24 protein-coding genes and 1 riboswitch are annotated in these 26740 nt (G+C 63.3%); of the genes, 17 read left to right on the top strand and 7 right to left on the bottom strand.

Going from position 1 to position 26740, the window contains the following annotated elements:
- Positions 1–61: 61 nt before the first annotated feature.
- The 7 genes from EJ075_RS03520 to EJ075_RS03550 all read left to right on the top strand — a co-directional run bounded on the left by EJ075_RS03520 (position 62) and on the right by EJ075_RS03550 (position 8343).
- A complete protein-coding gene (locus tag EJ075_RS03520; protein WP_126103378.1) occupies positions 62–889 on the top strand; it encodes a phosphogluconate dehydrogenase C-terminal domain-containing protein in 828 nt (275 codons plus the stop codon).
- A 300-nt stretch (positions 890–1189) separates the two neighbouring features.
- Entirely contained in the window at positions 1190–2131 is a 942-nt protein-coding gene (locus EJ075_RS03525) for a D-ribose ABC transporter substrate-binding protein (protein WP_095483864.1), read from the top strand.
- A gap of 76 nt (positions 2132–2207) precedes the next feature.
- Positions 2208–2867, top strand: a complete 660-nt coding sequence (locus EJ075_RS03530; protein ID WP_126103379.1) for a DUF2291 family protein — start codon at positions 2208–2210, stop codon at positions 2865–2867.
- Positions 2864–4414 (top strand): sugar ABC transporter ATP-binding protein, encoded by a 1551-nt coding sequence (locus tag EJ075_RS03535; protein WP_126103380.1) that lies wholly within the window; start codon positions 2864–2866, stop codon positions 4412–4414. Before EJ075_RS03530 ends, EJ075_RS03535 begins: the two co-directional genes overlap by 4 nt.
- Entirely contained in the window at positions 4407–5471 is a 1065-nt protein-coding gene (locus EJ075_RS03540) for an ABC transporter permease (RefSeq protein ID WP_126103381.1), read from the top strand. The genes EJ075_RS03535 and EJ075_RS03540 overlap by 8 nt, the downstream gene beginning before the upstream one ends.
- A gap of 2 nt (positions 5472–5473) precedes the next feature.
- A complete protein-coding gene (locus EJ075_RS03545; protein WP_126103382.1) occupies positions 5474–6508 on the top strand; it encodes a Gfo/Idh/MocA family oxidoreductase in 1035 nt (344 codons plus the stop codon).
- Complete coding sequence (locus EJ075_RS03550; RefSeq protein ID WP_126103383.1) at positions 6505–8343, top strand: hypothetical protein; 1839 nt, start codon at positions 6505–6507, stop codon at positions 8341–8343. Before EJ075_RS03545 ends, EJ075_RS03550 begins: the two co-directional genes overlap by 4 nt.
- Here EJ075_RS03550 and EJ075_RS03555 read toward each other — a convergent pair whose 3' ends face one another.
- Positions 8344–9057 (bottom strand): transcriptional regulator NanR, encoded by a 714-nt coding sequence (locus EJ075_RS03555; protein ID WP_126103384.1) that lies wholly within the window; start codon positions 9055–9057, stop codon positions 8344–8346.
- 141 nt (positions 9058–9198) lie between these two features.
- Here EJ075_RS03555 and oiaX point away from each other — a divergent pair, with 141 nt between their 5' ends.
- The 9 genes from oiaX to dhaL all read left to right on the top strand — a co-directional run bounded on the left by oiaX (position 9199) and on the right by dhaL (position 19683).
- Positions 9199–10449: a 3-oxo-isoapionate-4-phosphate decarboxylase OiaX gene (gene oiaX / locus EJ075_RS03560; RefSeq protein ID WP_095483857.1), complete on the top strand. Its 1251-nt coding sequence runs from the start codon at positions 9199–9201 to the stop codon at positions 10447–10449.
- Between the two features lie 11 nt (positions 10450–10460).
- Entirely contained in the window at positions 10461–11795 is a 1335-nt protein-coding gene (locus tag EJ075_RS03565; protein ID WP_126103385.1) for a four-carbon acid sugar kinase family protein, read from the top strand.
- Between the two features lie 169 nt (positions 11796–11964).
- Positions 11965–12849, top strand: coding sequence for an AraC family transcriptional regulator (locus tag EJ075_RS03570; RefSeq protein WP_126103386.1), 885 nt, complete (start codon positions 11965–11967; stop codon positions 12847–12849).
- A gap of 90 nt (positions 12850–12939) precedes the next feature.
- On the top strand, positions 12940–13599 hold the full coding sequence (locus EJ075_RS03575; protein WP_126103387.1) for a 2Fe-2S iron-sulfur cluster-binding protein: 660 nt from the start codon (positions 12940–12942) through the stop codon (positions 13597–13599).
- A gap of 3 nt (positions 13600–13602) precedes the next feature.
- Positions 13603–14589, top strand: a complete 987-nt coding sequence (locus tag EJ075_RS03580; protein ID WP_126103388.1) for a xanthine dehydrogenase family protein subunit M — start codon at positions 13603–13605, stop codon at positions 14587–14589.
- Between the two features lie 9 nt (positions 14590–14598).
- The gene (locus tag EJ075_RS03585; protein WP_126103389.1) at positions 14599–16887 is read left to right on the top strand and encodes a xanthine dehydrogenase family protein molybdopterin-binding subunit; all 2289 of its coding nucleotides are present in this window, start codon (positions 14599–14601) and stop codon (positions 16885–16887) included.
- Between the two features lie 366 nt (positions 16888–17253).
- Positions 17254–17400, top strand: a riboswitch (FMN riboswitch).
- A 76-nt stretch (positions 17401–17476) separates the two neighbouring features.
- A complete protein-coding gene (locus tag EJ075_RS03590; RefSeq protein ID WP_126103390.1) occupies positions 17477–17950 on the top strand; it encodes a 6,7-dimethyl-8-ribityllumazine synthase in 474 nt (157 codons plus the stop codon).
- A gap of 75 nt (positions 17951–18025) precedes the next feature.
- Positions 18026–19033 (top strand): dihydroxyacetone kinase subunit DhaK, encoded by a 1008-nt coding sequence (locus tag EJ075_RS03595; protein WP_126103391.1) that lies wholly within the window; start codon positions 18026–18028, stop codon positions 19031–19033.
- Between the two features lie 11 nt (positions 19034–19044).
- Positions 19045–19683, top strand: a complete 639-nt coding sequence (gene dhaL, locus EJ075_RS03600) for a dihydroxyacetone kinase subunit DhaL (protein ID WP_126103392.1) — start codon at positions 19045–19047, stop codon at positions 19681–19683.
- Here the strand turns inward: dhaL and EJ075_RS03605 are convergent.
- The 3 genes from EJ075_RS03605 to EJ075_RS03615 all read right to left on the bottom strand — a co-directional run bounded on the left by EJ075_RS03605 (position 19680) and on the right by EJ075_RS03615 (position 21788).
- Positions 19680–20123 (bottom strand): RpiB/LacA/LacB family sugar-phosphate isomerase, encoded by a 444-nt coding sequence (locus EJ075_RS03605; RefSeq protein WP_095483850.1) that lies wholly within the window; start codon positions 20121–20123, stop codon positions 19680–19682. The genes dhaL and EJ075_RS03605 overlap by 4 nt on opposite strands.
- Before the next feature lie 28 nt (positions 20124–20151).
- The gene (locus EJ075_RS03610) at positions 20152–20910 is read right to left on the bottom strand and encodes a triose-phosphate isomerase (protein ID WP_126103393.1); all 759 of its coding nucleotides are present in this window, start codon (positions 20908–20910) and stop codon (positions 20152–20154) included.
- Positions 20911–21020: 110 nt separating this feature from the next.
- Positions 21021–21788 (bottom strand): DeoR/GlpR family DNA-binding transcription regulator, encoded by a 768-nt coding sequence (locus tag EJ075_RS03615; protein ID WP_126103394.1) that lies wholly within the window; start codon positions 21786–21788, stop codon positions 21021–21023.
- 291 nt (positions 21789–22079) lie between these two features.
- Here EJ075_RS03615 and fba point away from each other — a divergent pair, with 291 nt between their 5' ends.
- Positions 22080–23144, top strand: a complete 1065-nt coding sequence (gene fba, locus EJ075_RS03620) for a class II fructose-bisphosphate aldolase (RefSeq protein ID WP_095483847.1) — start codon at positions 22080–22082, stop codon at positions 23142–23144.
- Between the two features lie 43 nt (positions 23145–23187).
- Here the strand turns inward: fba and EJ075_RS03625 are convergent, their stop codons facing one another.
- The 3 genes from EJ075_RS03625 to EJ075_RS03635 are packed head-to-tail and all read right to left on the bottom strand — an operon-like array spanning position 23188 to position 26735.
- Positions 23188–24129, bottom strand: coding sequence for a TIM barrel protein (locus tag EJ075_RS03625; RefSeq protein ID WP_126107224.1), 942 nt, complete (start codon positions 24127–24129; stop codon positions 23188–23190).
- Positions 24129–25646 carry a glycerol-3-phosphate dehydrogenase gene (locus EJ075_RS03630; protein WP_126103395.1) on the bottom strand — a complete coding sequence of 506 codons (1518 nt, stop codon included), beginning with the start codon at positions 25644–25646 and terminating at the stop codon, positions 24129–24131. The genes EJ075_RS03625 and EJ075_RS03630 overlap by 1 nt, the downstream gene beginning before the upstream one ends.
- Before the next feature lie 48 nt (positions 25647–25694).
- Positions 25695–26735, bottom strand: coding sequence for a 2-hydroxyacid dehydrogenase (locus tag EJ075_RS03635; protein ID WP_126103396.1), 1041 nt, complete (start codon positions 26733–26735; stop codon positions 25695–25697).
- Positions 26736–26740: the final 5 nt, after the last annotated feature.

Here is a 26740-nt window from a genome sequence, read left to right on the forward strand (position 1 = left end):
TATACCAGCTACTAAGATGACGATCGGCAGGGCCATCGTTGGAGATCAGGAGTACGGCTAGATGACAACGATTGCGCTGTTTGGCGCCGGCGGCAAAATGGGTTACCGCCTGTCGACCAATTTTCGCGGCTCTCCCTATACGATACGCCATGTAGAGGTCAGCGATGCCGGCTGCGAGCGACTAAAGACGGGGCTGGGCATCGACGCGGTCAGCGCCGATGAAGCCCTTGATAGCGCCGAGGTGGTGATCCTGGCGGTTCCCGACACCCATATCGGCAAGGTCGCGGCCAGCATCGAGAGCAAGCTTGCTGCCGGCACGATGGTGGTCGTGCTCGACGCCGCAGCACCTTTCGCCGGCCATTTGCCGAAGCGGCCGGACCTGACCTATTTCGTCACCCATCCCTGCCATCCGCCGATCTTCAACGACGAGACCGATATGGCGGCCAAGAAGGACTATTTCGGCGGCGTCAAGGCTAAGCAGCATATGGTCAGCGCACTGATGCAGGGGCCGGAGGAAGATTTCGCCAAGGGCGAAGCGATCGCCAAGATCATATGGGCTCCGGTCATGCGGTCGCATCGCGTCACGGTCGACCAGATGGCGCTGCTCGAGCCGGGCCTTTCGGAGACTGTCTGCGCCTCGCTGCTCGTCGTCATGAAGGAAGCGGTCGACGAGGTCGTCGCGCGCGGGGTTGACCAGCAGGCGGCGCTCGACTTCCTGCTTGGCCACATGAACGTGCTCGGCGCCGTCATCTTCGGTGAAACCAAGGGCGTGTTCTCCGACGCCTGCAACAAGGCCATCGAGTTCGGCAAGCCGGTCTTGATGCGCGACGACTGGAAGCGGGTCTTCGAGCCGGAAGAGATTGCGGCAAGCATTCAGCGGATTACCTGAGATGACCTTTTCCTTCTCCCCGAGGGGCGAAGGAAAGTCGCGGGCGTGCCGACACATGTCATCTGAATTAGTGATTGACTCATTATACCAGTTGGCTTAGCTGTACGGTGGCTAGGGCCATCAGGCTTCGAAGCAAATTCGGGCCTGGGGTGGAGGATGGCTGGGGAGCGACGTTCCGTTGAGATGAACCGGCAAACGGCTTTGAACCCAGTCTATCCGCGCCCGAGCCATCTAAATGAATTGCATGCAGACAGCAGCCTTGGGTTGATCAAGGCATAGTTTTCAAAACGGGAGGAAATCATGAAACTCACTCGCAGAATGACGCTTGCGGCTTTTGCCGGCATGCTGGCACTCGGCACGGCCGCACCCGCTTATGCGGCGGATCTCATTGCCATCATCACGCCTTCGCACGACAATCCGTTCTTCAAGGCCGAAGCCGTCGGCGCTGAAGCCAAGGCCAAGGAACTCGGTTACGAAGCGCTGGTGCTCGTCCATGACGACGACGCCAACAAGCAGTCCGAGCTGATCGACACGGCGATCGGCCGCGGCGCCAAGGCAATCATCCTCGACAATGCCGGCGCCGACGCCACCGTCGCCGCCGTGCAGAAAGCCAAGGACGCCGGCGTTCCGTCCTTCCTGATCGACCGCGAGATCAACGCCACCGGCGTCGCCGTCGCGCAGATCGTCTCGAACAACTACCAGGGCGCCCAGCTCGGCGCGCAGGAGTTCGTCAAGCTGATGGGCGAGAAGGGCAATTTCGTCGAGCTGGTCGGCAAGGAATCCGACACCAATGCCGGGATCCGCTCCAAGGGCTACCACGATGTCATCGACGACTATCCGGATCTGAAGATGGTGGCGCAGCAGTCGGCCAACTGGAGCCAGACCGAGGCCTATTCCAAGATGGAATCGATCCTCCAGGCCAATCCTGACATCAAAGGCGTGATCTCCGGCAACGACACGATGGCGATGGGCGCCTATGCCGCCCTTGCCGCCGCCGGACGCAAGGACGTCATCGTCGTCGGCTTCGACGGATCGAACGACGTTCGCGACTCGATCGCCTCAGGCGGCATCAAGGCCACAGTCCTGCAGCCGGCCTATGCGCAGGCGCAGATGGCAGTCGAGCAGGCCAACGACTTCATCAAGAACAAGAAGTCTCCGGCCGAGGAAAAGCAGTTGATGGACTGCGTCCTGATCAACGGCGACAATGCCGCCAAACTGGAAACTTTTGCGCTCACCAACTGAGCCGGCGTAACATCAATCGCAAGGGACGAGCTTCCGGCTCGTCCCTTGCTTCCATTTCCTGGGTGCCCTGACCGCCATGCCGAACAAGCCGACATGCTCGATCCTCGCCGCGCCGATCCTTGTCGCGATGGTCGGCATCAGCCTGACCGCCTGCAAGATCCTGCCGACACCGTCCGGGGAAAACGGCGGCAATGCCCCGGCCTTCAATGCGGACAAAATGGTCGGGGATATCTGGGCTGCCAAGATGGTGCCCTATCTCCAGCAGAAAGCCGGACCATTTCCCGAGGTTCACGCCCTGGCGAAAGCCGATCCAGCGGCTGCCGGTGCCAAGTACGGCAATCCGAAGAAGCAGGCGAATTCGCCATGGACCTTCGCGGTTCGCCTCGAAGGTAAGGTGGTCACGGCGAATACGCAGTCTCGCGCGGCGACGATGGATGTCGATGCCGACGGTGACGGCAAGGCCGATGCGCGGGTGCAGATCGGACCTGCGGTGCGTGGCACCGCGCTGCGCGACAGCCTCGACTTCATCCAGTTCAACGACTTCACCAACCAGATCGACTTCGCCCAGTTCGGCAAGGCGTTCAACATCTATGCCGACAAGACAGTGCTTTCCAAGCTGCCGCGCGAAGCGCTGGAGGGCCGGAGCGTCAGGATTGTCGGCGCCTATGTCATGGGCAGCGGCCAGGACCTGCCGCTGGTGACGCCGGCGGAGGCAGAGATCGGGCCGAAGCCATGACTACCGATCACGATGTGATCCTGAAGCTGGAAGACGTCTCGAAGGTCTATTCGGGCACCGTCGCGGTCAAGCGCGCGAATTTCGAGGTGCGCAAGGGCGCGGTCAACGTGCTGGTCGGCGAGAACGGCGCCGGCAAATCGACGCTGATGAAGATCATCGCCGGCGTCGAACAGCCGACGCTCGGCCGCATACTCCTGGAGGGCGAAGAGGTTTCCTTCTCGTCATCCGGGGACGCGGTGAACCGCGGCATCGGCATGGTGTTTCAGGAGCTGAACCTGTTCGGCAACCTGACCGTCGCCGAAAACATTTTCGCCACCCGCGAGATCATCAACCGGTTCCGCAAGATCGACAGCCGAGAACAGGAGCGCCGTGCGGCGAAATTCCTCGAGCGCCTGGAAGCCGGCATCCGGCCCGAGATACTGGTCGAGGACCTGCGCATCGGCCAGCAGCAGCTGGTCGAGATCGCCAAGGCGGTTTCGCTGGATGCGCGCATCCTCATCATGGACGAGCCGACCTCGGCGCTGAGTGCGGCGGAGGTCGAGATCCTGTTCAAGGTCATTGCCGACCTCAAGGCGCGCGGCGTGGCGATCGTCTACATCTCGCACCGGCTCGAGGAGCTGATCCGTATCGGCGACTACATCACCGTTCTGCGCGATGGGCGGATCACCGGCCAAGAGAAGATGAAAAACGTCGACACGCAATGGATCGTGCGGCAGATGATCGGCTCGGACGCCAAGGATTTTGCCAAAGCCGATGGCCATGTTCCGGGCGAAGAGATCTTCCGCGCCGAGGACATCTGCCTGCCGCGCGTGACCGGCGGGCTTGCGGTCGATCACGTCTCGCTGTCGCTGCGTGCCGGCGAGATCCTCGGCATCTATGGGCTGATGGGTGCCGGACGCAGCGAGCTGTTCGACTGCATCATGGGACGCCACGGCCATGCGACTGGAGCGATCTTCATCGCCGGCAAAAAAGTGAAAGAACGTGATACGACGCGTCGCATCCGGCGCGGACTGGCGCTGATCCCCGAGGACCGCCAGCGCGAAGGGCTGGTGTCGATACTCTCGGTTGCCAGCAACCTGACGCTGGCCAGCCTGTCGCGGTTTGTGCGCCTGTTTCATATCAGCGGCGCCAAGGAAAACCAGGCGGTGACGCAGATGGTGCGGGAGCTGGCGATCAAGGTCGCCAATCCGGCGCAAGAGGTCTCGTCGCTGTCGGGCGGCAATCAGCAGAAGGTGGTGATCGGCAAGGCGCTGCTCACCGGACCGAAGGTGCTGCTGATGGACGAGCCGAGCCGCGGCATCGACGTTGGCGCCAAGGCCGACGTCTTTCGCACCATGCGCAAACTGTCCCGCGACGGACTGGGCATACTGTTCGCCACCTCCGATCTCGACGAGGTGATGGCGCTGTCCGACCGGATCGCGGTGATGAGCAATGGAAAACTGACCGGCATGTTCGATCGCGCCGAGGCGACGGAGGCGGCCCTCGTCGCCGCATCGGCGCTTGGCCACGGACCGGTCCCGCACACGGAGAGCCACGCCCATGACTGACATCCCGGCCAAGGCTTCTGTTGCCTCCGCCTCGAACGGCTCCGTCCTGCTGACGCTGATGAAGGCGAGGACGTTCATCGCGCTGATCGCCGTCCTGATCTTCTTCTCGATCGCGGCACCCAATTTCCTGTCGGCGGCCAATCTGATCCTGATGTCGAAGCACGTGGCGCTGAACGCGTTCCTGGCCATGGGCATGACCTTCGTCATCATCACCGGAGGCATCGACCTGTCGGTCGGCTCGATCGTCGGTCTTTGCGGCATGGTCGCCGGCTATCTGGTGCTCAACGGCATCGACCTGCAGGTCGGCTATACGATCTATTTCAACGTCCTCGAGATCGCGCTGATCACGCTGGCGGTCGGCATATTGATCGGCGCCGTCAATGGATTGCTGATCACCAGGCTGAATGTCGCGCCGTTCATCGCCACGCTCGGCGTGCTCTATGTCGCGCGCGGCCTGGCGCTGCTGTCGTCCGATGGCCGCACTTTCCCGAACCTCGTCGGCAAACCCGATCTGGGCACGACGGGCTTCGGCTTCCTCGGCGCCGGCCGGCTGCTCGGCCTGCCGGTCTCGATATGGATTCTTGTCGTCGTAGCACTTGGGGCGGCCTATCTCGCCAAATACACCCCGCTCGGCCGCCACATCTTCGCCGTCGGCGGCAACGAGCGGGCGGCGCGGATTTCGGGCGTCCGGGTCAACATGGTGAAGATGTTCGTCTACATGTTCTCCGGTTTCTGCGCGGCGATCGTCGGCCTGATCATCTCGTCCGAACTGATGGCCTCGCACCCGGCGACCGGCGAAAGTTTCGAGCTCAACGCCATCGCCGCGGCGGTGCTCGGCGGCACCTCGATGTCGGGTGGCCGCGGCACGATCGGCGGCACCATCGTCGGCGCCTTCGTCATCGGCATTCTCTCCGACGGGCTGGTGATGATGGGCGTAAGCTCCTTCTGGCAGATGGTGATCAAGGGCCTCGTCATCATCGTCGCCGTCGTCGTCGACCAGGCGCAGCGCCGGCTGCAACAGCGCGTTACACTGATGCAGATGGCAAAGGCGGGCTGAGCATGGCGGAACTGCGTGGAGCGCTGATCGGCTGCGGCTTCTTCGCCGTCAACCAGATGCACGCCTGGCGCGACATCGCCGGTGCGTCGATCATCGCCATTTGCGACCGAGATCCGGAACGGCTCAAGGTCGTCGGCGACCAGTTCGGCATCACGCGGCGCTACACCGACGCGGCGGCACTTTTTGCCGGCGAAAGCCTCGATTTCGTCGATATTGCCACCACCGCGCCGAGCCACCGTCCGCTTGTCGAGATGGCTGCGCGGCACCGCGTTCCGGCAATCTGCCAAAAACCGTTCGCGCCGACGCTTGCCGACGCCAAGGCCATGGTGAAGGCCTGCACTGACGCCGGCGTGCCGTTGATGGTGCATGAAAATTTTCGCTGGCAATCACCGATCCAGGCGGTGCGTGCTGCGCTAGACAGCGGTGAAATCGGCACACCCTTCTTCGGACGGATCTCGTTCCGCTCGGCCTATGACGTGTTTTCCGGCCAGCCATATCTGGCAACGGGAAAGCGCTTCATCATCGAGGACCTCGGCATCCACAGTCTCGACATTGCCCGCTTTCTGCTGGGCGACGTTTCGACGATCACGACACGCACCGCTCGCATTAATCCTGAGATCGCCGGCGAGGACGTCGCTACCATGCTGATGGACCACAAGAGCGGCGCAACGTCTGTGGTCGATTGCAGCTATGCGACCAAGCTCGCGACCGAGCCGTTTCCGCAGACGCTGATCGAGATCGACGGCAGCGACGGCACGATCCGGCTTGCACAGGATTACCAGCTTACCGTCACCGGCAGGAACGGAACGGTGGTCAGCGACGTCTCGCCGCCGCTGCTGCCCTGGGCATCGCGGCCATGGCACAACATACAGGAAAGCGTCGTCGCCATTCAAAAGCACTGGGTCGACTGCCTGGCGAACAAAACCGAGCCGGCAACCTCGGGCGCCGACAACCTCAAGACTTTCGCGCTGGTCGAGGCTGCCTATGCGGGTGCTGCGAGCCGTGAACCGGTGCAGCTCGACGCTTTGCTGAGATGACCGCCGACGCCTTCCTCCTCTATGGCACGCGCGCGGTCGAGGCCGACCCTGTCAGGCTGCGCGCCGGCGCGCTCACCGCCGACTTCGCCAACGGCAATCTACGGACTATCCGCCATGGCGGCATCGAAGTGCTGCGTGCCATCGCCTATATCGTCAGGGATCGCGACTGGGGCACCTACGAGCCGGCGCTCACGGATTTAGTCATCGACCAGGGCTCCGATACTTTCACTGTCAGCTATTCGGCAAGTTATGTCGGACCGGAGGGAAGCCGGCTCGACTTTCGCGCGACGATCGAAGGTTCCGCCGACGGCCAGCTGGTTTTCGACGTGAGCGCGCTTCCCGAAAGCGATTTCGAGACCAATCGCTGCGGCTTCTGCATCCTGCATCCGATCGCCGGCCTGGCCGGCAGCCAGGTCACGGTCGAGCACACCGACGGCAGCATGGTGGAAACAAAGCTTCCCGACCTGATCGACCCTTGGCAGCCTTTCAAGGATTTGCGGGCGATCACCCATGAGGTCCGGCCCGGCGTCACCGCCGAATGCCGGATGGAAGGCGACGCGTTCGAGATGGAGGACCAGCGCAACTGGTCGGATGCGTCCTACAAGACCTACGTCCGGCCGCTCGCGCTGCCATGGCCCTACATACTGCCTGCCGGCGAGATGCTGCGCCAGACGATCAGCCTGCGTGTGTCCGGTGACGGGAAAGTGCCGGCTGCCGCCGCAACCGCCGAGCCAATCCGCGTCGAGATCGGCGAAGCCGGACCGGCGCTGCCGGATATCGGCGTGATCATCTACCCGGACGAGGTCGAGACGACGCTTGCAAACCTGCCGACACTGTCCGCGCTCGGCCCGCAACAGTTGATGTTCCATTATGATCCGACGCGCGGCCACGGCCTCGACGTTTTGCAGTACTACGCCAAGCTCGCCGCAGCCTATCCGGCCAAGACAACGCTCGAATGCGTCGTTTCCTGCGTCGGCGATCTCGACGCCGAGCTTTCAGGCGTCGCCGGCATGGTCCGCCAGGCCGGGCTGAAGCTTTCGGCCATAGCCGTTTCGCCTTCGGTCGACCGGCAGTCGACGCCGCCGGGCAGCGCATGGCCTGAATGCCCGCCGCTCGAAGACATCTATTCTGCCGCCCGCCGCGCCTTTCCCGATATCCGCCTCGGTGGCGGCATGTTCAGCTATTTCACTGAGTTGAACCGTAAGCGCGTCCCGGCCGGCCAGCTCGATTTCGTCACCCATTGCACCTGCCCGATCGTGCACGCCGCCGACGATCTCAGCGTCATGCAATCGTTGGAGGCGCTGCCTTTCATCACCGCCTCGACGCGGGCGATCTTCGGGCCAACACCCTACCGGATCGGCCCGTCGACCATCGCCATGCGCCAGAACCCCTATGGCGGCGCGACCAAGGCCAATCTGCAAGGTCAGCGCATCGCCATGGCCGACCGCGATCCACGCCATGCAGGCCAGTTCGGAGCTGCTTGGACAATCGGCTATGCGGCGCGTGTCGCGCCGGCCGGGCTGGAGATGCTCACGCTTTGCAGCTTCACCGGACCATTTGGCGTGCTGGCGGCATCCGGGGAACCTGTCGGCGAAGATGAACCCCGGCCGATCTTCCAGTCCGTGCAGGGGCTTTGCCAACTGGCCGGCTTCAGGCACGTAGCGGCGAGGACGAGCGATGAGACGCGGGTGCTCACGCTGGCAGCCCGTTCTGCCTCGGGCAAGACCGTCATGTGGCTAGCGAACCTGACGGCGAGCGAAGTGACGGTCGATATTTCCGGGTTCGAACGACGCCACCTTGTGATGACGCCTTACGCGATCACTCGGATCGGGTGATCAGTTGCCGGAATTCATCACATAGAGCGCGCGCGAGCGCTCGAGGTGCTTGATCATTGCCTTCTCGGCGCCGTCCGCATCCTTCTGCTCGATGCGCCCGATGATCTCTTCATGCTCGGTCAGCGTGAACTTTTCCTTGCCGGTCCAGATCAGCATTTCGGTATGATATTCCTTCAGCCAGCCCAGCATCGCTTCGCTGACCGCGACGTAGATCGGGTTGCCGGATATTGCCGCGATCTGGGTATGAAACTTCATGTCGGCCGATATGAAGGCCTCGGAATCGCCGCGAAAGCTCCGCTGTTCGGCAACGGTTGCCCGCAACCGCTGAACGTCCTCGGCAGTGGCTTTTTCTGCGGCTTCCCTGACCATGCCGCGCTCGAAGAAGATGCGCGCGTTCTTGAGGTGCTCCAGCGTGTCCTTCGACGACGACAGGATGATCTTGGCCGCGCCGTCGACCTGTTTGATGATAGACTTGGCGGTCAGCTGAAGCACTTTCGCCCGCTCGCCATGCGAGATCGCCACGAGACCCATATTGCTCAACGCCTGCATCGCTTCGCGGATCGCCGGCCTGCCGACCTCGAAGCGCTCCATCAGCTCGCGCTCCGACGGCATGTCATCGCCCGGCTGCAATTCGCCGCTGGTGATCAAGCGCTTCAGTCTCAAAAATACTTCGTCGGAAAGCTTGCGCCGGACGATCGGCTCCGAACGGTTCATCGTCGCGAATCACTCCTTTGACCGGTGTCTGTTTAGCATTGTCGCCACGATTCCCGGAATGCCTGCCCAAGCGGATATCGCTTGCAATACTTATGTACTCATTATACCAGATTTCAAAGATCAGGGAACTTTTTTCGAACTATGATCACCCTCACCTATCGCATCGAGACCTCGGCTAGCATCGAGGCGTTGGCGGCCAAGATCGCCAGCGACCAGTCGACCGGAACCTTCGTCGCGCTGGCCGGCGAGACCGAAGAGCTCAAGGCCCGGGTGGCGGCGCGCGTCCTGGCGATACGGCCTCTGCCGGACGGCGATCGCCCGTCCCTCCCCGAGGCCAGCGACGGACCCTTCAAGCGCGCCGATGTCGACATCGCGTTTCCGCTCGATGCCATCGGCACCGACCTTTCGGCGCTGATGACCATCGCCATCGGCGGCGCCTTTTCGATCAAGGGGCTGTCCGGCATTCGCATCGTCGATCTGAAGCTGCCGGAGGAATACAGGGGCGCGCATCCAGGTCCGCAATTCGGCGTCAAAGGCAGCCGCCGGCTGACCGGTGTCACCGATCGCCCGATCATCGGGACGATCGTCAAGCCGGCGCTTGGATTGCGCCCGCACGAGACGGCCTCAATGGTGGATGAGCTGATCGCCGCCGGCGTCGATTTCATCAAGGACGACGAGAAGCTGATGAGCCCGGCCTATTCGCCTCTGTCGGAACGGGTCAAGGCAATCATGCCGCTGGTCCTCGACCACGAGCAGAAGACCGGCAAAAAGGTCATGTATGCCTTCGGCATCTCGCATGCCGACCCCGACGAGATGATGCGAAACCACGATCTGGTGGCGAAGGCCGGCGGCAATTGCGCCGTGGTCAACATCAACTCCGTCGGCTTCGGCGGCATGGCCTTCCTCAGAAAGCGCTCCAGCCTGGTGATCCACGCCCACCGCAACGGCTGGGACATTCTCACCCGCCACCCCGGCCTCGGCATGGACTTCAAGGTCTGGCAGCAATTCTGGCGGCTGCTCGGCGTCGATCAGTTCCAGATCAACGGCATCGCCTCGAAATACTGGGAGCCGGACTGGTCCTTCGTCGAGTCCTTCAGGGCGGTGACCACCCCGATCTTTTCGCCTGATGATTGCGCGCTACCGGTGGCCGGCTCCGGCCAGTGGGGCGGACAGGCCCCCGAAACCTTTGAGCGAACCGGCCGAACGGTCGATCTTCTCTATCTCTGCGGCGGCGGCATCGTCAGCCATCCAGACGGGCCGGGTGCCGGCGTCCGCGCCGTGCAGCAAGCCTGGCAGGCGGCGGTCGATGGCATCCCGCTGGCGGAGTTCGCCCTGACCCATCCCGAATTGGCTCGGTCGATCGAGAAATTCGGCGACGGCAAAGCGGCCTGAGCAGCGACGCTATGCAAAACCTGCTTCTCAGTTATTATGGCGACGACCTCACCGGCTCGACCGACGTCATGGAGGCGCTTGAGCTCGGCGGTATGCCGACCGTGCTGTTCATGCACCAGCCGGACGAGGCCCTGCTTTCGCAGTTCAGGCATTGCCGTGCCATCGGCCTCGCCGGCACCAGCCGAAGCGAGACGCCGCAGTGGATGGACACGCATCTGCGGGGCGCCTTCGCCTGGCTGAAGACCCTGAACGCCGATATCTGCCACTACAAGGTCTGCTCGACCTTCGATTCCAGCCCGGCGATCGGCAGCATCGGCCGGGCCATCGAGATCGGCCGCTCGGTTTTCAGCCAAGCCAGCGTGCCGCTGGTGGTCGGCGCGCCGCAGCTCAAGCGCTACACCGCCTTCGGCCATCTGTTTGCGGCCTACCGCGAAAAATATTTCCGTATCGATCGCCATCCCGTGATGAGCCGCCACCCGACCACGCCGATGGATGAGTCGGACCTGCTGATCCATCTGTCGCGCCAGACGGATCTCAGCTCGGGCCTGGTCGACCTAGCGACGCTGCAGTCGGCGTTCCGCTCGGAAGCGTTCGATCGCCTGATCGAGAATGGCAGCGATATCGTGCTCTTGGATGTCGACAGCCGCGAGACTCAGGCGCTTGCGGGCAAGGAGATATGGCGCGTTCGCAGGCCTGGCGGCACTTTCGTCGTCGGCTCTTCGGGCATCGAATATGCGCTGCTGGCTGAATGGGCGTCTGACGGGATTGTCCGTGCCGAGCCCGGCTTTTCGCCCCCGGGTGCGGCCGACCGGATCGCGGTGGTCTCGGGCAGTTGCTCGCCGACAACGGAGCGGCAGATACGGCATGCTTTGACGGACGGTTTCGACGGGATCGAGGTGGATCCTATCGAACTGGTTTCCGAAGCCTCCAGCGACGCGATTGCGCGCGCGGTCTTCACCGGACGCGCCAGCCTGGAAGCCGGGCGCAGCGTCGTCCTCTATACGGCGCTTGGACCAACAGCCGACCGTGGCGCCGAAATCGACCGGCAGGAAGGCGCCCGCCATAAGCTTGGCCGCGGCCTCGGCGAACTTCTTCGCAAGCTGACGATCGAGCAGAAATTGCAGCGCGTGGTCATCGCCGGCGGCGACACGTCGAGCCACGCACTCGGCCAGATGGGCGTCGATGCGCTGACGGTGCGGATGCCGCTGCCCGCCTCGCCGGGCTCGCCGCTTTGCGTCGCCCACTCGCGCGTCAAGGCAATCGAAGGACTGGAGGTCGCTCTCAAGGGCGGGCAGGTCGGAACCGATCGCTATTTCTGCGCCATCCGCGATGGGCTCGGCGGTTGACAGAAGGCGCGCTGGATTTGACCGATCTCACGACTTCTTGAACACTGCCCGGTTACCAACGCGCGATGCCTGTCCCACATAAACCGCCGTATGCGTAGCGGCGGGGCGGCGCACAACGCTCAATCCGGGGCTGGCCACGGCTCCGCGAGTGAACCAGCGGGATGCCGCGATGTCATTCAGACCGTTGCTTGGTGACGGACGGGTTCGGAGCCAGGAAGAGACGTCGGAGCCCCTGCAAACCGCGTCATGGGGTAGCTCCTCGATCGTTTTCGACAATCGGCGATGGGCATGCCGGGAGGCGGAGCTCCGCTGGACAGCCCCTCATCATCTGATCGTGCTGACCGAAGAAGGCGGAACGTCCCACACATCTATCCGGCACGAGGCAAGATCCCTCTACGACGGGATGGACCGGCCCGGAGCCCTCACCTTCGTCCCCGCAGGCGCGGAGCGGCTCGGCTTCTATCGCGATGTAAACCTCTCCTACTCAGCCTTGTGGATCGATCCCGATATCGGGCTTCCCGGATGCGAACGCCTGAGAGACCTGCCGATCCTGGTGAACAAGAAAGACGTAGTCGTCGCCACGCTTCTGAGTTCGCTTCGCGACGAGATGGCACTCGGCCACAAGCCGGACTCTGCCTATGTCGAGCATCTGGTCGCCCTCGTCAGCCTCCGCGTGGCCAACCTGAACCGGGAGCAACACCCGCCTATACGTCACGGCTGTCTCAGCCGTCGGGCGCTTGGTCGAGTTCGGGCTTATATCGATGCACATATGAACTCCGACATTTCGCTAAGCGAGCTGGCAGCCGTCGCGGGAATGGCCGTCGACAGTTTTGCGCGCCGATTCAAAGCGACGACCGGCCTTGCGCCCTATGCCTATGTGATCGAGGAACGCGTGCGGCGAGCCGAGATGCTGCTGCGCGAAACGGGTTTGTCGATCGGTACCATTGCCTTTCGCCTCGGCTTTTCAAGCCAGAGCCACTTCACCACGACCTTCCGGCGCCTCAGGGGCATGACGCCTCGGGTCTATCGGGTGAATTCTTCTCCGGAATTCTGACATTGCCGCCGATTTCTTGAAAGAAAGCCGCCGCGCGCATCCCCAGCTCCAGTGTCGACGGGTGACAGAACTGCGACTGGGAGATCATGCATGGCCAAAACAGACAACAGGAGCGGGCCGACGCGTCGAACGGTGCTGGAGGGCGGGGTGGCGACCGGCGTGCTCCTGGCTACCGGTATACCGGTCGACGCAGAGCCGGCCGACACCGTCACGGCGGTCGCCTCTCCGACGCCGGTACCGACGATGCCGATGTCCCTACGGATCAACGCTAGGGATCTTGCCGTCGAGCTCGACCCGCGGACGACGCTGCTCGATGCGCTGCGCAACCATCTCGGCCTCACCGGCTCGAAGAAAGGCTGCGACCACGGCCAGTGCGGCGCATGCACGGTGCTCGTCGATGGGCGCCGGATCAATTCCTGCCTGACGCTTGCCGCAATGCATGAGGGCGACGAGATCACCACGGTCGAGGGCCTTGCCGAGGGTGACCGGCTGCATCCGGTGCAGGCCGCCTTCGTCGCCCGCGATGGTTTCCAGTGCGGCTACTGCACGCCGGGCCAGATCTGCTCCGCTGTCGGCATGCTGGGCGAGGCCAAGGCCGGCTGGCCGAGCCATGCGAGCGCCGACGTAGCGGCGGCTTCCGTCGCTCTCACCGATGCCGAGATCCGCGAGCGGATGAGCGGCAACATCTGCCGTTGTGCCGCTTATCCGAACATTGTCGCTGCAATCCGCGACGCGGCAGAGGAGGCGTGAGCAATGCAATCCTTCACTTATGAACGTGCGGCAAGTGCCGAGCAGGCAGCCGCCGCGGTTGCGGCCCGACCGGACGCCAAGTTCATCAGCGGCGGCACCAACCTGCTCGACCTGATGAAGCTCGAGATCGAGCGCCCAGCGCATCTTGTCGACATCAGCCGGCTGCCGCTCGATCGGATCGAGGAGACGGCGGAAGGCGGGCTTCGGGTCGGCGCCCAGGTCCGCAACAGCGATCTCGCCGCCGATCCGCGGGTGAGGTCACGCTACCCGATGCTCACGCAAGCGCTGCTGGCGGGAGCGTCCGGCCAGATACGCAACAAGGCCTCGACCAGCGGCAATCTCCTGCAACGCACGCGCTGCCCCTATTTCTACGACCGCAACATGCCTTGCAACAAGCGCGAGCAGGGCTCGGGCTGCGCGGCGCTTCAGGGCTTCAACCGTATGCATGCCGTGCTCGGCGCGAGCGAAGCCTGCATCGCGGTCCATTCCTCGGATATGGCGGTCGCCATGTCCGGGCTCGACGCCATGATCGAGACCACATCGCCCGGCGGCGAGACCCGCACGATCCCGATCGGTGATTTCCATCGATTGCCCGAGGCGACGCCCCATGTCGAGACCGTGCTCGGCCACGGCGAGATGATCGCCGCGGTCACCCTGCCGTCCCCGCCGCCCGGCCGGCAGGTTTACCGCAAGGTGCGCGACCGTGCCTCCTACGCCTTCGCGCTGGTGTCGGTGGCGGCAATCGTCGAGACGAGGGGCGATCGTATCCGAAGCGCGCGAATCGCCATGGGCGGCGTGGCCGCGAAGCCCTGGCGCGCGACGGAGGCGGAGCGGACGCTCGCAGGAGCGGCGGCGTCCGACGGCGCCTTTACCGACGCAGCCGAAGCCGCGCTCGCCGGAGCCGTCGGGCATGGCGGCAATGATTTCAAGATCCCGCTGGCGAAACGGACGATGCGGCACACGCTCGCTGCTGCCGCCGAGAGTGCGTGAGGTGACACGATGACAGAGACGAAGACCAGCGAGAACCGTCCTTCCGAACCACGCAATGGCGTCATCGGGCGGCCGATCGACCGCATCGACGGTCCGCTCAAAGTGAGAGGCGGTGCCACCTACGCCTACGAGAATGCGCTGGATGGTACAGCCTATGGCTATATTCTCGGCGCCGCCGTCGCCAAGGGGCGCATCGCCGAGATCGACACGGCCGAAGCCGAACGGGCGCAGGCAGTGCTGCTCGTCATGACGCACCGGAATGCGCCGGCCCAGCCGGATTTCGGCCCGGCGGTCACGCCGACCGTGCCGGAGGTCTTCACACGCGCCCGGCCCGCGCTCAACAGCGAGCGGGTGCGATATTACGACGAGCCCGTCGCGCTTGTTGTCGCGGAGACGTTCGAGGCGGCCCGCGCTGCTGCGGGCCTCATCAAAGTGCGCTACGACGAGGCGCCGGGCGTCTATGATTTACCGGGACATAAGGCCGACGCCTACGCACCAAAACGGACCAATGCCGGCTTCGAGACCGACAGCGTGATTGGCGATTTCGAGAGCGCCTTTGCGGCGGCTCCGGTCAAGATCGATGCTACTTACCGGACCCCCTTCGAACATCACAATCCGATGGAGCCCCATGCGACGCTCGCCGCCTGGTCAGGCAACGAGCTGACGATCCATACATCGGCGCAGACTTTAGCGAACTTCCGGGCGGGAGTCGCCAGCACGCTTCGCATCCCGCCCGAGCGTGTGCGCATCGTGAGCCCCTTCATCGGCGGAGGCTTCGGCTCCAAGCTGATTGCCCATGCCGATACGATCCTGGCCGCGCTTGCAGCGCAGGTTCTGAAGCGCCCGGTGAAGATTGCGCTGACGCGACAACAGATGTTCGCCAATGCCGGTCACCGCGCAGAGATGATCCAACAGGTACGTCTCGGCACGGACACCGACGGGCGGCTCACCGGGATCGCGCACGATGTCTGGTCCGCAACGTCCAGCTTCGAGGAGTACTGCGAGCAAACGGCAGTTTTTGCCCGCTCGCTCTATGCGGCGCCGAACCGTGTCACCCGTCATCGCCTGGTTCCGCTGGATATCAACCGCGGCGAATGGATGCGCTCGCCCGGCGAGGCGCCCGGCATGCTGGCTTTTGAATGCGCCGTGGATGAGCTCGCCGAGCGGCTCGGCCTGGACCCGATCGAACTCAGGATCCGTAACGAACCGGCACAGGATCCCGAGCGCGGCGTGCCGTTCTCCACCCGCAATCTCGTCGCCTGCATGAAAGAAGGCGCCCGCCGTTTCGGTTGGGAGCGGAGAAACCCGACACCGGGCCGCACCCGAGAGGGCCGGAAGCTCATCGGCTACGGCATGGCGGCGGCGATCCGTCCTAACTACATCGGCGCGGCGACGGCGCGGGTTGCGATCGACCGGGACGGTCGGGTGACGGTGCGGCTCGACATGACCGACATTGGGACCGGCAGCTATACGATCCTGACCCAGATCGCCGCGGAGAGCCTCGGCCTGCCGATCTCGTCCATCAAAGTGGAACTCGGCGACAGCCGCTTCCCGCGTACCGCCGGCTCCGGCGGTTCCTGGGGCGCGGCGAGCGCGGGTTCGGCGCTGCATAACGCCTGCAACGCTCTCAAGGAACGCATCCTGGAGGCGGCGCAGGCGAGCGAAGCCTCGCCGTTGCGCGGCGCGAATGCCACCGAGGCAAGTTTTGCCGACAGCGAGGTCAGGGTCGGCCAGCGGTCGGCAAGCCTGGCCGACCTCATCGGGAGGATCGCTCCCGACGGGTTTGAGGCCGAAGGTTCCGTGGCCGCGGGCGCTGCCACCGGGTCGTACAAGGCTTACTCGCAGCATTCCTATGGAGCGCATTTCGCCGAGGTCGCTGTCGATTGCGATACCGGTGAGATCCGCATGCGCCGGATGCTGGCTGTGATGGGCGCGGGCCGTATCCTCAACGCCAAGACCGCGCGCTCGCAAATCATCGGCGGCATGACCTGGGGGATCGGTGCAGCGCTGATGGAGCAGACGGTGCTTGACCCGCGCTACGGCCACTTCGTCAATCACGATCTTGCCGAGTATCATGTCCCGATCAACGGCGACGTCCCCGAGATGGAGGTCGTCTTCCTCGAGGAACATGACGACAAGGCCAATCCACTTGGCGCGAAGGGTCTCGGCGAGCTCGGCGTCTGCGGTGCGGGGGCTGCTGTCGCCAACGCCATTTACAACGCGGCCGGCGTGCGAGTGCGTGAATTTCCCATCACCTTGGACAAGGTGCTGCCTGCCTTGCCCGTGATCGCCATTTGACGCTGCAGGTTGCCCTCCTCCTTGCCCTCAAGTGACCAGGTCGGAACGCAGGGCTATCGCAGGTGGAAGGCCGAGGCTTTCGCTCTACGATGTACCCCCACCCCTAACCCCTCCCCACAAGGGGGAGGGAGACTTCCGTTGGCGCTGACCTCGGCAAATTATCTGCCTTTCGGCGCTAACGGGAAAGTACAGGTGCGCGGCAGCGTTCCCTCCCCCTTGTGGTCCCCTTGTGGGGAGGGTTAGGGTGGGGGTCCATCTTCGCAAGAATCCAAATGCGATTGCCCTGGAACGGATCGCTATTTCTGCGCCATCCGCGACGACGTCTGTGGTTGACAGCGCTGTCCGCCCCTTCCATACAAACATCGTCAATGTTCTCAGGGCGGGGTGAAAGTCCCCACCGGCGGTAAGGGTTTCGGCCCAAGCCCGCGAGCGCTTTCCGGTTAGCCGGAGGGGTCAGCAGATCCGGTGTGATTCCGGAGCCGACGGTCACAGTCCGGATGGAAGAGAACGAACGGAAGACGGTCCGCTTTCGCGGTTCGGATTCCGTATCGTGCGTCCTGATTCTGGTTCGAAACGGAAGGATGGACCCATGAATCAGCATTCCCAGAAAGACTATGAAACGATCCGCGTTGCCGTCATTCGTGCGCGCTGGCACGCCGACATCGTCGACCAGTGCGTCGAGGCGTTCCAGGCCGAACTTGCGGTTCTTGGAGAGAAACGCTTTGCCGTCGATGTCTTCGATGTGCCGGGCGCCTATGAGATTCCTCTGCATGCAAAGACGCTTGCCGAGACCGGTCGCTATGCAGCGATCCTCGGTGCGGCCTTTGTCGTCAATGGCGGCATCTACCGGCATGAATTCGTGGCGAGCGCTGTCATCGACGGCATGATGAACGTGCAATTGTCGACCGGCGTGCCGGTGCTTTCGGCGGTGCTCACCCCGCACAACTACCATGACAGCGCGGACCACCACCGCTTCTTCTTCGAGCACTTCCAGGTCAAGGGCAAAGAGGCAGCCAATGCCTGTGTTCAGATCCTGGCCGCGCGCGAACGCATCGCCGCGTGAAATGTCCGTTCCCGGGTGGAAATCCCGGTAACACGCTGTACTATCTGCGAAAATACCGAAATCGGGAGGATGCAGGTGCAGACCAAGAAGATCATCAATGACGGCAACCGCACCGTCGACGAGATGCTGGAAGGCATCCTGGCCGCGCATCCCCGCCATCTCACAAGCGCTGAGGGAAGTCCGCGCTCCATCATCGCCCGTGATGGACCGCGGGACGGCAAGGTTGGCCTCGTCATCGGCGGCGGCTCGGGCCACGAGCCGACCTTCCTCGGTTTCGTCGGCAAGGGGCTGGCCGACGCGGCGGCGATCGGCAATGTCTTCGCCTCGCCGCCGCCGGACCCGATCCTCGAATGCGCCAAGGCGGCCAGCGGCGGTGCCGGCGTGCTGTTCATGTATGGCAACTATGCCGGCGACGTGATGAATTTCGACATGGCCGCAGAGATGGCGGCGATGGATGACATCGAGGTGCGCACCGTGCTGACCACTGACGACGTGGCATCGGCGCCACGTGACCAGCGGCAAAAGCGGCGCGGTGTCGCCGGCAATTTCTTTATCTTCAAGGCTACCGGTGCCGCCTGCGACCGGATGCTGTCATTCGATGAATGCGAGCGCATCGCCCGGAAAGCCAACGACCACACTTTCACTATGGGGGTGGCGCTGTCGCCCTGTTCGCTGCCGCAGACCCGCCGGCCGAATTTCGAGATCGGGCCGGACGAGATGGAGATCGGCATGGGCATCCATGGCGAGCCGGGCATTGCGCGGGGAAAACTGAAAACAGCCGACGAGATCACCGACGAGATGCTGGACAAGATCTTCGACGAGATGGCGCCGGCACGTGGCGACAAGGTCGCCGTGCTCGTCAATTCGCTCGGCTCGACGCCGCTGATGGAACTCTACATCATGAACCGGCGCGCGAAGCGTCGGCTGGATGACATCGGCGTGTCAGTTCACGCGACCTGGGTCGGCAATTATTGCACTTCGCTCGAAATGGCCGGCGCCTCGGTGACGCTGATGCATCTCGACGATGAATTGCAGACGATGCTCGACCATCCTTGCGACTGCGCCATGTTCCGCGCCGGCTGAAAGCAGCATCTATGACATCCATCGACACCACCGATCTGAAAACAATGTTCGATGCGATCGCGGTGGCGATCGAAGCCGACAAGGACAGGCTCTGCCAGTTAGACGGCGTCATCGGCGACGCCGATCATGGCATCGCCATGGCGCTCGGCTTTGGCGCGGTGCGCGATGCGCTGGCTTCGCTGGACCTCGCGGCGACCGAGCCGACAGCTCTCCTCAACACCGCCGCGAAATCGTTCCTCAACGCCGTCGGCGCTTCGTCAGGTCCGCTCTATGCGACGGCCTTCATGCGTGGTGCGGCCGCCGTCAAGGGCAAGGCGACCTTGGCGGGTGCCGATTTCATCGCCCTGTTCCGGGCGATGGCGCAAGGCATCCAGGATCGCGGCAAGGCCGAGATCGGCGAGAAGACGATGGTCGACGCCTGGCTGCCGGCGGCGCAAGCAGCGGCCGCTGCGGATGCCGCCGGCAAGACCCTGTCCGAAAGCCTGGCAGCTGCCCTTGAAGCAGCCGAACGGGGCGCCAAGGCGACCAAGGACATGATCGCCGCGAAAGGCCGCTCGTCGCGGCTCGGCGAGCGGTCGCTCGGGCATATGGACCCTGGCGCCGCGTCGGCTGTCACCGTGATTGGCGCGATGCGGAAAAGCCTGGGTTAGCCCAGCTTCGCCGCGTCGAGCCTGTCGATCGCCTGGACATTGCCGGCCGATGGTCCCTTTTCGTCGAACTCCGATGCGAGCCAGGCGTCGACGATCGACTTGGCCAGTTCCGGGCCGATGACGCGGGCGCCCATGGTGATGATCTGGGCATTGTTGGATTTCGCGGCGCGCTCCGCCGAATAGGTGTCGTGGGTGAGTGCGGCGCGAATGCCGGGCACCTTGTTGGCCGAGATCGAAACGCCGATGCCGGTGCCGCAAAACAGGATGCCGCGATCGTTCTCGCCGTCGAGAATGGTCTGAGCGAGCTTCTGCGACAGGTCGGCATAGTAGCCGGCCTGGCTGAGGTCGCTGACGGCGAGGCCGGGTTTGGTGGCGAGATGCGCGGCGATGACGTCGAGCAGCGGCTTGCCGGCGCTGTCGGCTCCAATGGCTATTTTCATTTTATTGTCCTTTCCTGTTCATTCGATGTTAGATCGCCGCCGAGGCGCGCCCGAGGATGTCGATATAGCCTTCCGCCTGCCAGGCCGAGCGGCCAATGAACAGCCCGTCGATATGCGGCTGGCCGATCAGTTCGGCGGCATTTTGCGGATTGACGCTGCCGCCATAAAGCACCAGCGGTATGGCCGGCAGGAGATCGCCGGCGATCTTCTTGATCAGCGCCTGCTGCCTATCGGCATAGTCCGCACTTGCCGGAATGCCCTTGTCGCCGATCGCCCAGACCGGCTCGTAGGCAAACAGGATCGTCGCCGCCTTCGCCTGGCCTTCGAGGTATTGCAGCGCGCCATGCACCTGCAAGGCCAGCACCGCATCGGCCTGGCCGCTGTTGCGTTGCGCCAATGTCTCACCAACGCAGATGAGCGGCACCAACCCGTGCTTCACCGCCGCCGCGGTCTTGAGGCCGACCGCCTTGTCGGTCTCGCCGAAATGCTCGCGCCGTTCGCTATGGCCGAGCTCGACGAGGTCGAGCCCGCAATCCGTCAGCATCACCGGCGAGACCTCGCCGGTCCAGGCTCCGGCGTCGGCCCAATGCATGTTCTGGGCGCCGACCTTGACCCGCGTCGAGGCCAACGCCTTCTTGACCTCGCGGACCGCCGTGAAGGGCGGGATGACGAAGGGTTGGATGCGGTCGTCGAAACCGGGGACGAACCCCGCCAGCGCCTTGGCGAATTCAGTCGCCTCGGCAAGCGTCTTGTTCATTTTCCAGCTTGTGCCGACCCAGTAAACCATGCGTCCTCCTTCTAGAGCCTGTTCCATCCCGCGTAGCGGGATGGGGCTCTATCTTCTTCTTTGACCATGATCTTTTCCGAAAACCGGTTCCCACTTTTCGGGATCATGGTCTAGTCCTTCTCGACCAGTGTTAGCGAAACGCCGGCGCCATCCAACACCTCGCGCATCTGGGGTTCCAGTTCGCGACCGGTGAAGACGGCGTCGAACGCCTTGAGATCGGTCAGGAAATGCAGCGCCGTGCGGCCGAACTTGCCGTGATCGACCAGCAGATATTTGCGCGCGGCGGCGGCCATCATCAGCCGCTTGGTATGGACCACTTCCTGGTCCTGGTGGAAGGCGGAAGCGCCGTGGATGGCCGACGACGACAGGAAGGCCACATCGGCGCGCAACGATCTCAACGTGTCCTCGGCAAGCAGGCCGAAGAAACCGTGAAACTTCTTGCTGTACTGGCCACCGAGCGCGATCAGGGTGATCCCGCCAACGCCTGCCAGATCCTGGATGACGGCCAGATTGTTTGAGATCACGGTCAGCGGGCGGAGATCCGCAAGGTGACGCGCAATGCCGCCGGCGGTCGAGCCGTCGTCGATGATCACCGTCTGGCCCGGCTCGATCATCGCCACTGCGGCAGCCGCCAAGCGCTGCTTCTCCTCACCGGCCTGCTTCTGACGGTAGCGGAAATCACTCTCGAACAGGCCGCTCGGCTGGATCGAGGCGCCGCCGCGCACCTTGCGCAGGAAGCCGCTTTCCTCAAGCTCGTCGAGGTCGCGATGGACGGTCATCTTCGATACACCGAAGCGCGTGGAAAGGTCATCGACGCTGGCCGTGCCAGTGTCCATCAGAAAATCCATGATGCCTTGCCGCCGGCCGTCGCTCTTCATTGTCCAGCCTGTTCCCTGATTCCGGCTCGTTGCGAGTCCACCGTGGCGGAAACGGCGAGCCACAGCCATTATAACAGAGTAAATCGCATATGCGTCAGATTTTTTGTGATGATGTTACATTTCTTTGGGATATTATTCGCTTTTGATTGCTGTCTTGTAACAAGAATTGCTCCCGGCGGCATGGCCAAAGGTTGCGGTTCTCTGGAAATCCGGCCAGAAGCATCAGTGGGCTGAACGACGACCGGACGGCTCGCAACCATAGGCTTGAAACCAAATACGGGAGACTATTGGGTGGCTCGCATTACATTGAGACAATTGCTCGACCATGCCGCCGAACACGGCTATGGCGTGCCTGCGTTCAACATGAACAATATGGAACAGGGCCTCGCCATCATGGAGGCCGCCGAGGAGACCAAATCGCCGGTCATTCTGCAGGCGAGCCGCGGGGCCCGGGCCTATGCCAACGACGTCGTGCTGGCCAAGCTGATCGACGCGCTCGTCGAGATCCATCCCGATATCCCGGTCTGCATGCATCTCGACCACGGCAACAACGAAGCGACCTGCGTGACCGCGATTCAGTACGGCTTCACCTCGGTGATGATGGACGGGTCGCTGAAGGAGGACGGCAAGACGCCGGCCGACTACGATTATAATTCGGGCATCACGCGCCGCGTCGTCGACATGGCGCATTGGGGCGGTGTGTCGGTGGAAGGCGAGATCGGCGTTCTCGGGTCCCTGGAGATGGGCGGCGGCGAACAGGAAGACGGCCACGGCGTCGAGGGCGCCGTCAGCCACGACCAGTTGCTGACCGATCCGGAGCAGGCGGTGCAGTTCGTCAAGGACACGCATGTCGATGCGCTGGCCGTCGCCATGGGCACCAGCCACGGCGCCTACAAGTTTTCGCGCAAGCCGGACGGCGCGGTTCTGGCCATGAATGTGATCGAGGAGATCCACCGCCGCCTGCCGAACATGCACCTCGTCATGCACGGCTCGTCCTCGGTGCCGGAAGAGCTGCAGGAGATCATCAACAAATATGGCGGCCAGATGAAGCCGACATGGGGCGTGCCGGTCGAGGAGATCCAGCGCGGCATCAAGCACGGCGTGCGCAAGATCAACATCGACACCGACAACCGCATGGCGCTGACCGGCGCGATCCGCAAGGTGCTGACCGAGAACCCGAGCGAGTTCGACCCGCGCAAATACCTGACGCCGGCGATGGCCGCGATGAGGAAGCTGTGCAAGGAGCGCTTCGAGCAGTTCGGCACTGCCGGCAACGCGCCCAAGATCAAGCCGCTGCCGGTCTCGGAAATGGCCAAGCGCTACAAGTCGGGCAGTCTCGATCCGAAATTCGGCTGACGTATTCTGGTTCTGAACAGGAGCCGCATCGGCTCCTGTTCATCTATCCTGCTCGTGGCAGGAGAGCGGCTCTGCCGGTCTCGATAAACGGCGCCCAGTAGTCGACCGACTCGCGTATCATGGCGACGACTTGATGATCGATCGGCTCGCGCTCGCGAAATGACAGCTCGAGGCAGATCTCATTGTCACCGCCGCCGCCACGGCGAACCGTCTCCAGGAATGTTTCCGGCGTGATGCGGCCGTCCTTGTTGTAGGCGGCAATGAACGGCCAATGACCGCCCTTATTCATCGAAGACTGCTTGATGTGGATGATCGGCGATACCTTGGGAAACGCTTCGGCCCAGGCATAGGGATCGATGTCGTCCGGATTGCTCGAGGTGACGTCGCCATGGTCGATATCGACCATCATCTCCATCGGGATGGCCATGCCGGCTGCTTCGATCTCGTTTTGCAGGGCCCGGCAGCTCTCGATCGTGTGGCCGAATTCACGGCCGACCGACATCGGCTCCCAGAAGAGGTAGCTCAAACCGGCCGCCTTGGCATGCTCGGCGACCTCGCGCCAGCATTCCAGCGCGATGTCGAAAAGCCGCGCGCGACGCTCCGGATCGTCGAAATCCCTATGCGTGAAGATCGCAAACTGCGTGCCCATGCCGCTGGCGCCGAGCTCGGCGGAAATATCGGCAAAGGTCTTGAACCAATCGACATAGTAGCGGCGCACATCGGCGTCAGGGTGGCCGAAATGATTGAGCCTGCCGTAGGGGCCAGTCATCCCCGACGTCACGCGCACACCGGTACGGTCGAGCGCGGCGCGGAACAGGTGGAGGAATTTCGAGATCGTCGCCGCCGGCCAGCCGGGATTGACGAATTCATGCGTCAGCTGCACGTCTCTGATGCCGATGTCGTAAGCGATCGCATCGATCAGATCGTCCGGTTCGGCAAAGCGATTGACCAGCGGATTGGTGTTGAGGGAAAGCGTAAAGGCCATCAGCTTGCTTTCACCAGCCGGCTCGCGCACCAGTCCTCGAAAGTGGCTCTTTCTGCGGCGGACAGATGCAGCGCATGCTTGGTGCGCCGTTCGAGAATATCGGCTGATGTCAGCGCCCATTCGTGCTCGAACAAATAATTGGCTTCGCGTTCGAAGAAATCCTTACCGAAGCACCGCCCCAGGTCGGTGAGCGACTGGGCCGCACCGACCAGAACCCGCGTCCTGGTGCCGTAGAGCCGGCCATAGTGCTTGACCAGCGACGCCGGCATCCAGGGATATTCGCGGCCGAGATCGCCGAGAAACTGCTCGAAGTCGGCGTTGGTGATATCGCCACCCGGCAGATAGCTTTTCGACGTCCATGGCTTGCCCATTTTCGGAAACAACGGGGCGATCTTGTCCAGCGCGTGCTCGGCCAATTTGCGGAAGGTGGTGATCTTGCCGCCGAAGACGGAGAGCAGCGGCGCCTGTCCGGCCGAGGCGTCGAGCTCGAAAATATAGTCGCGCGTCACCGCGCTCGGATTGTCGGCGTTATCGTCATAGAGCGGCCTGACGCCCGAAAACGAGTAAATGACATCGCTGCGGGCAAGCCCGCGTTTGAAGTAGCGGTTGACCACCTTGATCAGGTAGTCGACCTCGCTGGCATCCGCCGCTACGTCTTCCGGCCGCCCGTCATAGGGAATGTCGGTGGTGCCGATCAGCGCCAGATCGTTCTGGTAAGGATTGATGAAGATCACGCGCTTGTCGCTGTTCTGGACGAGATAGGCCTGCCGCCCTTCCCAGAATTTCGGCACGACGATGTGGCTGCCCTTGACCAGGCGCACGTTCCGCTTGGAATTCTGGCCGGCCACGCGGTTGATGATGTCGTTGACCCACGGCCCGGCGGCGTTGATCAACGCCCGTGCCCGAACCGTGGTCCTGACGCCGGTTCGGCTGTCGCGCATCTCGACCGACCACAGGTCGTTTTCACGGCGGGCGGCGGTGCAGGCGGTTCGCGTAAAGACCTTGGCTCCGCGCTCCGCCGCATCGAGCGCATTGATGATGACGAGACGGGCGTCGTCGACCCAGCAGTCGGAATATTCGAAACCGCGCTTGAACGCGTCCTTGATCGGCGCGCCTTCGGGCGCGGTGCGCAGGTTGAGCGTTCGGGTGCCCGGCAGCCGCTTGCGGCCGCCGAGATGATCGTAGAGGAACAGGCCGAGCCGGACCAGCCAGGCCGGCCGGTCGTCAGGGCTGTGCGGCAGCACGAAGCGCATCGGCCAGATGATGTGGGGAGCGGATTCGAGCAGCACTTCGCGCTCGATCAACGCCTCGCGCACCAGCCGGAACTCGTAATATTCGAGATAGCGCAGGCCGCCATGGACGAGCTTTCCGGATCGCGAACTGGTGCCTTCGGCAAGATCGTCTTTTTCGCATAGAATGACGGAAAGGCCGCGGCCGGCTGCGTCGCGCGCGATGCCGGCGCCGTTGACGCCGCCGCCGATGACGAAGAGATCGACGATTTCAGTGGCGCCGCTCATCTCGCCGGGTCCTCTATGCCTAGATTTGCTTTCATGGCTGCCGCAACCTCAGCATGGGTTGACCGGCGGAAGGCCGGCGATGTAGCGGCGCACCTCTTCGGCGGCTTGCTCGGCCGCATAGGTCACCGTGCGCACCGAGGCACCGGCGATATGCGGCGTCAACGTGACGTTCGGAAGCTGCAGCAGCGGCCAGTCGGCAGGCACCGGCTCGACCGCGAACGTCTCCAGCATGGCGCTGCCGATGTGTCCCGAGACGAGAGCATCGTAAAGTGCGTCGTAGTCGACCAGCGGCCCGCGCGCGGTGTTGATGAAGATCACCCCCGGCTTCATCCGCGCGATGGTGTCCTTGTTGATCAGCCCGCGGGTCTCCTCGGTTACTCGGGAATGAAGCGTGACCACATCGGAGCGGGACAGGAGATCGTCGAGCGCGACCAGTTCAACGCCGGCATTGCGGTCTTCGGCGCTCAACTGCACATAGGGATCGGACACCAAAATTCGGCAACCGAAGGCGCGCAAAAGGCGGACCAGTCGGGTGCCGATGTTGCCGTAGCCGATGACGCCGACGGTCATTTCGTTGAGCTCACGGCCGGTGCGATCGGCCCGGTAGAGATCGCCGCGCCATTCCCCCTTGCGCAAGGCTTCGTGCCCGACCCGGATCAGCCGCGTCTCGGCAAGGATGGCGCCGATGGTGAACTCGGCCACAGCACTCGCATTGCGTCCCGGCACGTTGACGACGGTGATGCCGTGGGCCTTGGCGGCAGCCATGTCGATGTTGATCGGGCCACCGCGCGATACCGCAACCAGCTTCAGCGTGGGCAGGCGTTGCATCATGGTCTCGGAGAGCGGCGCAAGCTGGGTGACGAAGATCTCGGCATCCCCGATGAAATCGACCACCTCGTCCGGATCGCCAAAATACTCCTTGACCTTGTCGAGGCCGAGCGCCGCATTGCCGAATTCCATCGGCTCGTCGGGCCATGCCGCCTCAAGGGTACGGATATCGAGATTGTCGCCGCAGGCCTTCTCGATTTTCTCGCGAAACACTTCGGGAAGCATGAAGCGGTCGCCAATGATTGCAATCTTCTTACGCATGCTCG

This window comes from Mesorhizobium sp. M6A.T.Cr.TU.016.01.1.1 (assembly GCF_003952585.1).
GTDB lineage: Bacteria > Pseudomonadota > Alphaproteobacteria > Rhizobiales > Rhizobiaceae > Mesorhizobium > Mesorhizobium mediterraneum.

Bases quoted from the DNA above. Each gene is read 5' to 3' on its own strand.
- EJ075_RS03525 (WP_095483864.1), top strand. From the start codon at position 1,190: ATGAAACTCACTCGCAGAATGACGCTTGCGGCTTTTGCCGGCATGCTG.
- EJ075_RS03530 (WP_126103379.1), top strand. From the start codon at position 2,208: ATGCCGAACAAGCCGACATGCTCGATCCTCGCCGCGCCGATCCTTGTC.
- EJ075_RS03585 (WP_126103389.1), top strand. From the start codon at position 14,599: ATGACAGAGACGAAGACCAGCGAGAACCGTCCTTCCGAACCACGCAAT.
- EJ075_RS03625 (WP_126107224.1), bottom strand. From the start codon at position 24,129: ATGGCCTTTACGCTTTCCCTCAACACCAATCCGCTGGTCAATCGCTTT.
- EJ075_RS03545 (WP_126103382.1), top strand. From the start codon at position 5,474: ATGGCGGAACTGCGTGGAGCGCTGATCGGCTGCGGCTTCTTCGCCGTC.
- EJ075_RS03550 (WP_126103383.1), top strand. From the start codon at position 6,505: ATGACCGCCGACGCCTTCCTCCTCTATGGCACGCGCGCGGTCGAGGCC.
- EJ075_RS03565 (WP_126103385.1), top strand. From the start codon at position 10,461: ATGCAAAACCTGCTTCTCAGTTATTATGGCGACGACCTCACCGGCTCG.
- EJ075_RS03575 (WP_126103387.1), top strand. From the start codon at position 12,940: ATGGCCAAAACAGACAACAGGAGCGGGCCGACGCGTCGAACGGTGCTG.
- EJ075_RS03580 (WP_126103388.1), top strand. From the start codon at position 13,603: ATGCAATCCTTCACTTATGAACGTGCGGCAAGTGCCGAGCAGGCAGCC.
- EJ075_RS03610 (WP_126103393.1), bottom strand. From the start codon at position 20,910: ATGGTTTACTGGGTCGGCACAAGCTGGAAAATGAACAAGACGCTTGCC.
- dhaL (WP_126103392.1), top strand. From the start codon at position 19,045: ATGACATCCATCGACACCACCGATCTGAAAACAATGTTCGATGCGATC.
- oiaX (WP_095483857.1), top strand. From the start codon at position 9,199: ATGATCACCCTCACCTATCGCATCGAGACCTCGGCTAGCATCGAGGCG.
- EJ075_RS03615 (WP_126103394.1), bottom strand. From the start codon at position 21,788: ATGAAGAGCGACGGCCGGCGGCAAGGCATCATGGATTTTCTGATGGAC.
- EJ075_RS03630 (WP_126103395.1), bottom strand. From the start codon at position 25,646: ATGAGCGGCGCCACTGAAATCGTCGATCTCTTCGTCATCGGCGGCGGC.
- EJ075_RS03570 (WP_126103386.1), top strand. From the start codon at position 11,965: ATGTCATTCAGACCGTTGCTTGGTGACGGACGGGTTCGGAGCCAGGAA.
- EJ075_RS03635 (WP_126103396.1), bottom strand. From the start codon at position 26,735: ATGCGTAAGAAGATTGCAATCATTGGCGACCGCTTCATGCTTCCCGAA.
- EJ075_RS03520 (WP_126103378.1), top strand. From the start codon at position 62: ATGACAACGATTGCGCTGTTTGGCGCCGGCGGCAAAATGGGTTACCGC.
- EJ075_RS03555 (WP_126103384.1), bottom strand. From the start codon at position 9,057: ATGAACCGTTCGGAGCCGATCGTCCGGCGCAAGCTTTCCGACGAAGTA.
- EJ075_RS03535 (WP_126103380.1), top strand. From the start codon at position 2,864: ATGACTACCGATCACGATGTGATCCTGAAGCTGGAAGACGTCTCGAAG.
- EJ075_RS03605 (WP_095483850.1), bottom strand. From the start codon at position 20,123: ATGAAAATAGCCATTGGAGCCGACAGCGCCGGCAAGCCGCTGCTCGAC.
- EJ075_RS03590 (WP_126103390.1), top strand. From the start codon at position 17,477: ATGAATCAGCATTCCCAGAAAGACTATGAAACGATCCGCGTTGCCGTC.
- EJ075_RS03540 (WP_126103381.1), top strand. From the start codon at position 4,407: ATGACTGACATCCCGGCCAAGGCTTCTGTTGCCTCCGCCTCGAACGGC.